Here is a 5,573-nt window from a genome sequence, read left to right as displayed (position 1 = left end):
TTCAACCTCACCGCGATAACTGGAAATGAAAACTATGCAGACCATCACCACTTCCTGGTGCGTCCAGGGGATGATCAAAGCCACCTCTGACGCCTGGCTGAAGGGCTGGGACGAGCGCAACGGCGGCAACCTGACGCTGCGCCTGGACGACGCGGATATCGAACCCTTCGCGGCCGGTTTGCACCAAAAGCCACGCTATATCGCGCTGAGCCAGCCGATGCCGCTGCTCGCCAACACGCCGTTTATCGTCACCGGCTCCGGGAAGTTCTTCCGTAACGTCCAGCTCGACCCGCAGGCCAACCTCGGCGTGGTGAAGGTGGACAGCGACGGCGCGGGCTACCACATTCTGTGGGGTCTGACCGATGAAGCAGTGCCCACCTCTGAACTGCCAGCGCACTTCCTCTCCCACTGCGAGCGCATCAAGGCCACCAACGGCAAAGACCGCGTGATCATGCACTGTCACGCTACCAACCTGATCGCCCTGACCTACGTGCTGGAAAACAGCTCGGATTTCTTCACCCGCAAGCTGTGGGAAGGCAGCACCGAGTGTCTGGTGGTGTTCCCGGACGGCGTCGGCATTCTGCCGTGGATGGTGCCGGGTACCGACGAAATTGGCCATGCAACCGCAACAGATATGCAAAGACACGCTCTGGTGCTGTGGCCGTTCCACGGCGTCTTCGGCAGCGGCCCGACGCTTGATGAAACCTTTGGCCTGATCGACACCGCCGAGAAATCCGCGGAGGTGCTGGTGAAGGTCTATTCCATGGGCGGCATGAAGCAGACCATCACCCGGGAAGAGCTGATTGCCCTGGGCAAACGCTTTGGCGTCACCCCGATGCAGTCCGCGTTAGATCTGTACCCATAACAACATCGCGCCCCGCTCACCGAGACGGGGCGAAAACCACCTGCAATCCCTACAACTAACTCAAGTCAGTGGAGTAAAAGCAATGAAAATAAAGACAAGCTTGATCCTCACCGTTGCCGCTCTGGCGTTGTCCGGTTCCGCTTTAGCTGAAGTGAAAATCGCCCTGGTGGCGAAGTCCTTAGGGAATGGATTCTTCGAAGCAGCGAACGTCGGCGCGCAGGAGGCGGCCAAAGAGTTAGGCGATGTAAAAGTGATTTATACCGGCCCGACCACCACCACGGCAGAAGCGCAGATCGAGGTGCTGAACGGACTGATCGCCCAGGGCGTGGATGCGATCGCGATTTCCGCGAACGATCCGGACGCCTTAGTCCCAGTACTGAAAAAAGCGATGCAGCGCGGCATCAAGGTGGTGTCGTGGGATTCCGGCGTAGCGAAAGCCGGGCGTCAGATCCACCTGAACCCGTCCAATAACGCCCTGATTGGCGAAACCAACGTCAAGCTCGCCGCCGATGCGCTGAAGGCGCTGAACGTCGAGAAAGGCGACGTTGCGGTGCTGAGCGCCACGCCAACATCAACAAACCAGAACACCTGGATTGCGGAGATGAAAAAGGTGCTGCCGAAGTACCCGTCCGTCAATCTGGTGACCGTGGCCTACGGCGACGATCTCTCTGATAAAAGCTACCGCGAGGCGGTCGGCCTTCTGAAAACCTACCCTGATTTGAAAGTGATCGTTTCACCGTCGTCCGTGGGCATTGTCGCTGCGGCGCAGGCGGTGAAAGACCAGGGCAAGATCGGCAAAGTGTACGTCACCGGGCTAGGCCTGCCGTCTGAAATGGCGGGCGCGGTGAAATCCGGCGCGAGCAAAAGCTTTGCCATCTGGAACCCGATTGACCTGGGCTATGCGGCAACCTATTTAGCAGACGATCTGGTGAAAGGCACCGCCACGAAGGGCGAGGCCAGCATGGGCAAGCTGGGCAAAGTGAAGCTGGATGCCGACGGCAACGGCGCGATGGCTGAGCCGTTCGTCTACGATGCCAGCAATATTGATAAGTTCTCGAAGATCTTTTGATGCGATTTGTAGGCTGGATAAGCGTAGCGCCATCCGGCAAAAGGCGGGTGGCGCTGCCGCTTACCCGCCCTACAAATTCCCCTGACCAGGAGAACTATCATGACCCCATTGCTACAGCTTTCTGGCATCACCAAGGTGTTCCCCGGCGTGCGTGCCCTTGAGAACGTGCAGCTTGCGCTCTGGCCCGGCAAAGTGACGGCGCTTATCGGCGAAAACGGCGCGGGCAAGTCGACGCTGGTTAAAGTGATGACCGGCATTTACCAGCCCGACGAGGGCGAGATCCTCTACAAAGCGATCCCCGTTCACCTCCCGACGCCGGACTCGGCGCATAAGATCGGCATCACCGCTATTCATCAGGAAACCGTCCTGTTCGATGAACTTTCGGTCACCGAAAATATCTTTGTCGGGCAGTACCTCTACAAAGGCGTTCTGAAAACGCTCGACTGGCCGGAGATGCACCGCCGGGCGCAGGCGATCCTCGGCCGTCTTGAGGTGCAAATCGACCCGCGCGCGACGCTAAAAACATTGAGCATCGCCCAGCGCCACATGGTCGCCATCGCCCGCGCGCTGTCGTTTGAGGCGCAGGTGGTTATTCTTGATGAACCTACAGCGGCGCTGTCGCAGCACGAAATCCTCGAGTTTTACCAAATCGTTGAGCGCCTGAAGCAGGAGGGCAAGGCCATCCTGTTTATCTCCCACAAGTTCGACGAAATCTTCGAACTTGCAGATCACTACACCATTTTGCGCGACGGCGTGTTCGTCGGAGAAGGCGCGATGAGTGGGATAACCGAAGAGCGGATGGTATCGATGATGGTCGGGCGCGCCATCACCCAGACCTTCCCGAGGGTGGCGTGCGAAAAAGGCGAGACGGTGCTGGAGGTAAAAAATCTCTGCCACCCGACCGAGTTCGCCAATATCTCCTTCTCCCTGCGTAAAGGGGAAATCCTCGGCTTCTACGGGCTGGTGGGCGCCGGGCGTACCGAGCTGATGCAGGCGCTTTCCGGCGTCACGCGGCCATCGTCAGGCGAAATTATTCTTAACGGTCAGGCCCGGGGCTTCCGCCAGCCTGCGGATGCGATCAAAGCCGGTATCGTCTGCGTGCCGGAAGAGCGGCAGAAGCAGGGCGCGATTATCGAACTGTCGATTGCCCAAAACATCAGCCTGCCGCAGCTTGGCAAGCTCAACCCGAACGGCGTGCTGCACGACGACCGCGAATGGCGGCTGGCGGATGAATACGCCAAACGCCTGCAGGTGAAAGCCTTTAGCTGGAAACAGGCGGTAGATACCCTCTCCGGCGGCAACCAGCAAAAGGTGGTTATCGGTAAGTGGCTGGCAACGCATCCTGACGTGATCATCCTCGATGAGCCGACAAAAGGCATTGATATCGGCTCTAAGGCAGCCGTTCATCAATTTATGTCCGAGCTGGTCGGCCAGGGGCTGGCGGTGATTATGGTCTCCTCCGAACTGCCGGAAGTGATGGGCATGGCGGACCGCATTATCGTGATGCACGAAGGGCTGATGGTGGCCGAATACCGTGCGGGTGACGCGACGGCGGAAACCATCGTCAGCGCCGCCAGCGGTGCAAAACAGGAGGCGGCATAATGCTTAACTCGCTGTTAAAACACCGCGAAGCCCTGCTGGGCGCGGTGATTGTGCTGATGGTCATCGCCATCGGCAGCCGCGTGCCGTCGTTTGTCACACCGGGTAACCTGGTTGAGATGTTTAACGACACTTCCATTCTGATCGTCCTCGCGCTCGGGCAGATGATGGTGCTGCTCACCAAAGGTATCGACCTGTCGATGGCGGCCAATCTGGCGCTAACCGGGATGATTGTCGCCCTGATTAACGTCCATTACCCGGACGTGCCGGTCTGGGCACTGCTGCTCCTCGCCAGCGCGCTCGGGCTGCTGATGGGCGCGATTAACGGCCTGCTGGTGTGGAAGCTGGGCATTCCGGCGATTGTGGTAACGCTCGGCACCATGAGCATCTACCGCGGGATTATCTTTTTGCTCTCCGGCGGCGGCTGGGTGAACGCCAACCAGATGGGCGCGGACTTCCTCGACCTGCCGCGCGCCTCCGTGCTGGGCCTGCCGGTGCTGAGCTGGTGCGCCGTTGCCGCGCTGCTGCTGGTAGGTTACTTCCTGCGCTACAGCCGTACAGGACGGGCGCTGTATACCGCGGGCGGCAACGCTACGGCGGCGTACTACACCGGGATCAACGCCGGGAAAATGCAGTTTGTCAGCTTCTGCCTCTCCGGGCTGTTGGCCGGGTTCTGCGGGTATCTGTGGATTTCCCGTTTCGCCGTGGCCTATGTCGACGTGGCGAATGGCTTTGAGCTGCAGGTGGTCGCCGCCTGCGTGATTGGCGGCATCAGCACCATGGGCGGCACTGGGCGCGTACTCGGCTGCCTGTTCGGCGCGCTGTTCCTCGGCGTGATAAACAACGCCCTGCCGGTGATCGGCGTCTCCCCGTTCTGGCAAATGGCAATTTCCGGCACGGTGATCGTCATTGCGGTGCTGCTGAACGAACGCAGCAACAGGCATAAAGGACGGCTGATTCTGCGCGACGCGGCGCTGGCACGTCAGAAACTGGCGGTGAAATCATGAGCAAAATGATGGCCTCTGAAGATATCAAAAACGTGCCTGCTGTGCCGGGCATTTTCCAGCGCCTGCTGTGCTGGGAAGGCTTCCTGCTGGCGGTGACGCTGGCGGTATTCGTGGTGAACGCGCTGGCCTCGCCCTACTTCCTCAACGTCTGGAATCTCTCCGACGCGACGTTCAACTTCACCGAAAAAGCGATCATCGTGTTGCCGATGGCGATGCTGATTATCGCCCGGGAAATTGACCTGTCGGTGGCATCCACCATTGCGCTTAGCTCCACGGTGATGGGCTTCTGCGCGGCGGCGGGCGTGGATACGCCGCTGCTGGTCTGCGTCGGGCTGGGCGTGGGGCTGCTGTGCGGACTGTTCAACGGCATTCTGGTGACGCGCTTCAACCTGTCGTCCATCGTTATCACCATCGGCACCATGAGCCTGTACCGCGGGATCACCTACATCCTGCTCGGCGATAAGGCGCTGAACAGCTATCCGGAGAGCTTCGCCTGGTTCGGCCAGGGCTACGTCTGGGGCGCGCTGTCGTTTGAGTTCGCGCTGTTTATCGTTCTGGCCGCGGTGTTTGCCTTTGTGCTGCACCGCACCAACTTTGGCCGCCGCACCTACGCCATCGGCAATAACCCGACCGGCGCGTGGTATTCCGGCATCAACGTTAAGCGCCACAACCTGATCCTGTTCGCGCTGGTGGGGCTGATGTCCGGCCTGGCGTCGGTGCTGCTCACCTCGCGCCTGGGCAGCACCCGCCCGACGATTGCGATGGGCTGGGAACTGGCGGTGGTGACGATGGCGGTGCTCGGCGGCGTCAATATTCTCGGCGGGTCCGGCAGCATGGTGGGCGTGATTATCGCCGCCTTCCTGATGGGACTGGTGACCTTTGGCCTGAGCCTGCTCAACGTGCCCGGCATCGTGATGTCGGTGATTATCGGCGCGATGCTGATCGTGGTGATTTCGCTGCCGATTATTACCCGCCGGGTGATGCAGCGAAGACGGAATTAAATTGCCCCTCACCCTAACCCTCTCCCCATAGG

Annotated in this window: 5 protein-coding genes; all 5 read left to right on the top strand. The window is 59.9% G+C overall.

What is annotated here, in order from left to right:
- The first annotated feature begins 34 nt into the window (after positions 1 to 34).
- The 5 genes from rhaD to ENTMO_RS0123275 all read left to right on the top strand — a co-directional run bounded on the left by rhaD (position 35) and on the right by ENTMO_RS0123275 (position 5,541).
- Positions 35 to 865 (top strand): rhamnulose-1-phosphate aldolase, encoded by an 831-nt coding sequence (gene rhaD, locus ENTMO_RS0123295; RefSeq protein ID WP_010436891.1) that lies wholly within the window; start codon positions 35 to 37, stop codon positions 863 to 865.
- An 82-nt stretch (positions 866 to 947) separates the two neighbouring features.
- Positions 948 to 1,934, top strand: coding sequence for a rhamnose ABC transporter substrate-binding protein (rhaS, locus tag ENTMO_RS0123290; RefSeq protein ID WP_010436889.1), 987 nt, complete (start codon positions 948 to 950; stop codon positions 1,932 to 1,934).
- Positions 1,935 to 2,033: 99 nt separating this feature from the next.
- Positions 2,034 to 3,536: a sugar ABC transporter ATP-binding protein gene (locus ENTMO_RS0123285; protein ID WP_010436887.1), complete on the top strand. Its 1,503-nt coding sequence runs from the start codon at positions 2,034 to 2,036 to the stop codon at positions 3,534 to 3,536.
- Positions 3,536 to 4,540 carry an ABC transporter permease gene (locus ENTMO_RS0123280; protein ID WP_010436886.1) on the top strand — a complete coding sequence of 335 codons (1,005 nt, stop codon included), beginning with the start codon at positions 3,536 to 3,538 and terminating at the stop codon, positions 4,538 to 4,540. The genes ENTMO_RS0123285 and ENTMO_RS0123280 overlap by 1 nt, the downstream gene beginning before the upstream one ends.
- The gene (locus ENTMO_RS0123275) at positions 4,537 to 5,541 is read left to right on the top strand and encodes an ABC transporter permease (RefSeq protein ID WP_010436884.1); all 1,005 of its coding nucleotides are present in this window, start codon (positions 4,537 to 4,539) and stop codon (positions 5,539 to 5,541) included. The genes ENTMO_RS0123280 and ENTMO_RS0123275 overlap by 4 nt, the downstream gene beginning before the upstream one ends.
- Positions 5,542 to 5,573 lie beyond the last annotated feature (32 nt).

Origin of the sequence: Enterobacter mori LMG 25706, assembly GCF_000211415.1 — a bacterium.
GTDB classification, from domain to species: Bacteria; Pseudomonadota; Gammaproteobacteria; order Enterobacterales; family Enterobacteriaceae; genus Enterobacter; species Enterobacter mori.
Note: the sequence above shows the minus strand (reverse complement) of the source record. Positions and strands in the feature narration are given on the sequence as shown.

What these genes read in the sequence shown, in the direction of transcription:
- rhaD (WP_010436891.1), top strand. Translation starts at nt 35, where the DNA reads ATGCAGACCATCACCACTTCCTGGTGCGTCCAGGGGATGATCAAAGCC.
- rhaS (WP_010436889.1), top strand. Translation starts at nt 948, where the DNA reads ATGAAAATAAAGACAAGCTTGATCCTCACCGTTGCCGCTCTGGCGTTG.
- ENTMO_RS0123285 (WP_010436887.1), top strand. Translation starts at nt 2,034, where the DNA reads ATGACCCCATTGCTACAGCTTTCTGGCATCACCAAGGTGTTCCCCGGC.
- ENTMO_RS0123280 (WP_010436886.1), top strand. Translation starts at nt 3,536, where the DNA reads ATGCTTAACTCGCTGTTAAAACACCGCGAAGCCCTGCTGGGCGCGGTG.
- ENTMO_RS0123275 (WP_010436884.1), top strand. Translation starts at nt 4,537, where the DNA reads ATGAGCAAAATGATGGCCTCTGAAGATATCAAAAACGTGCCTGCTGTG.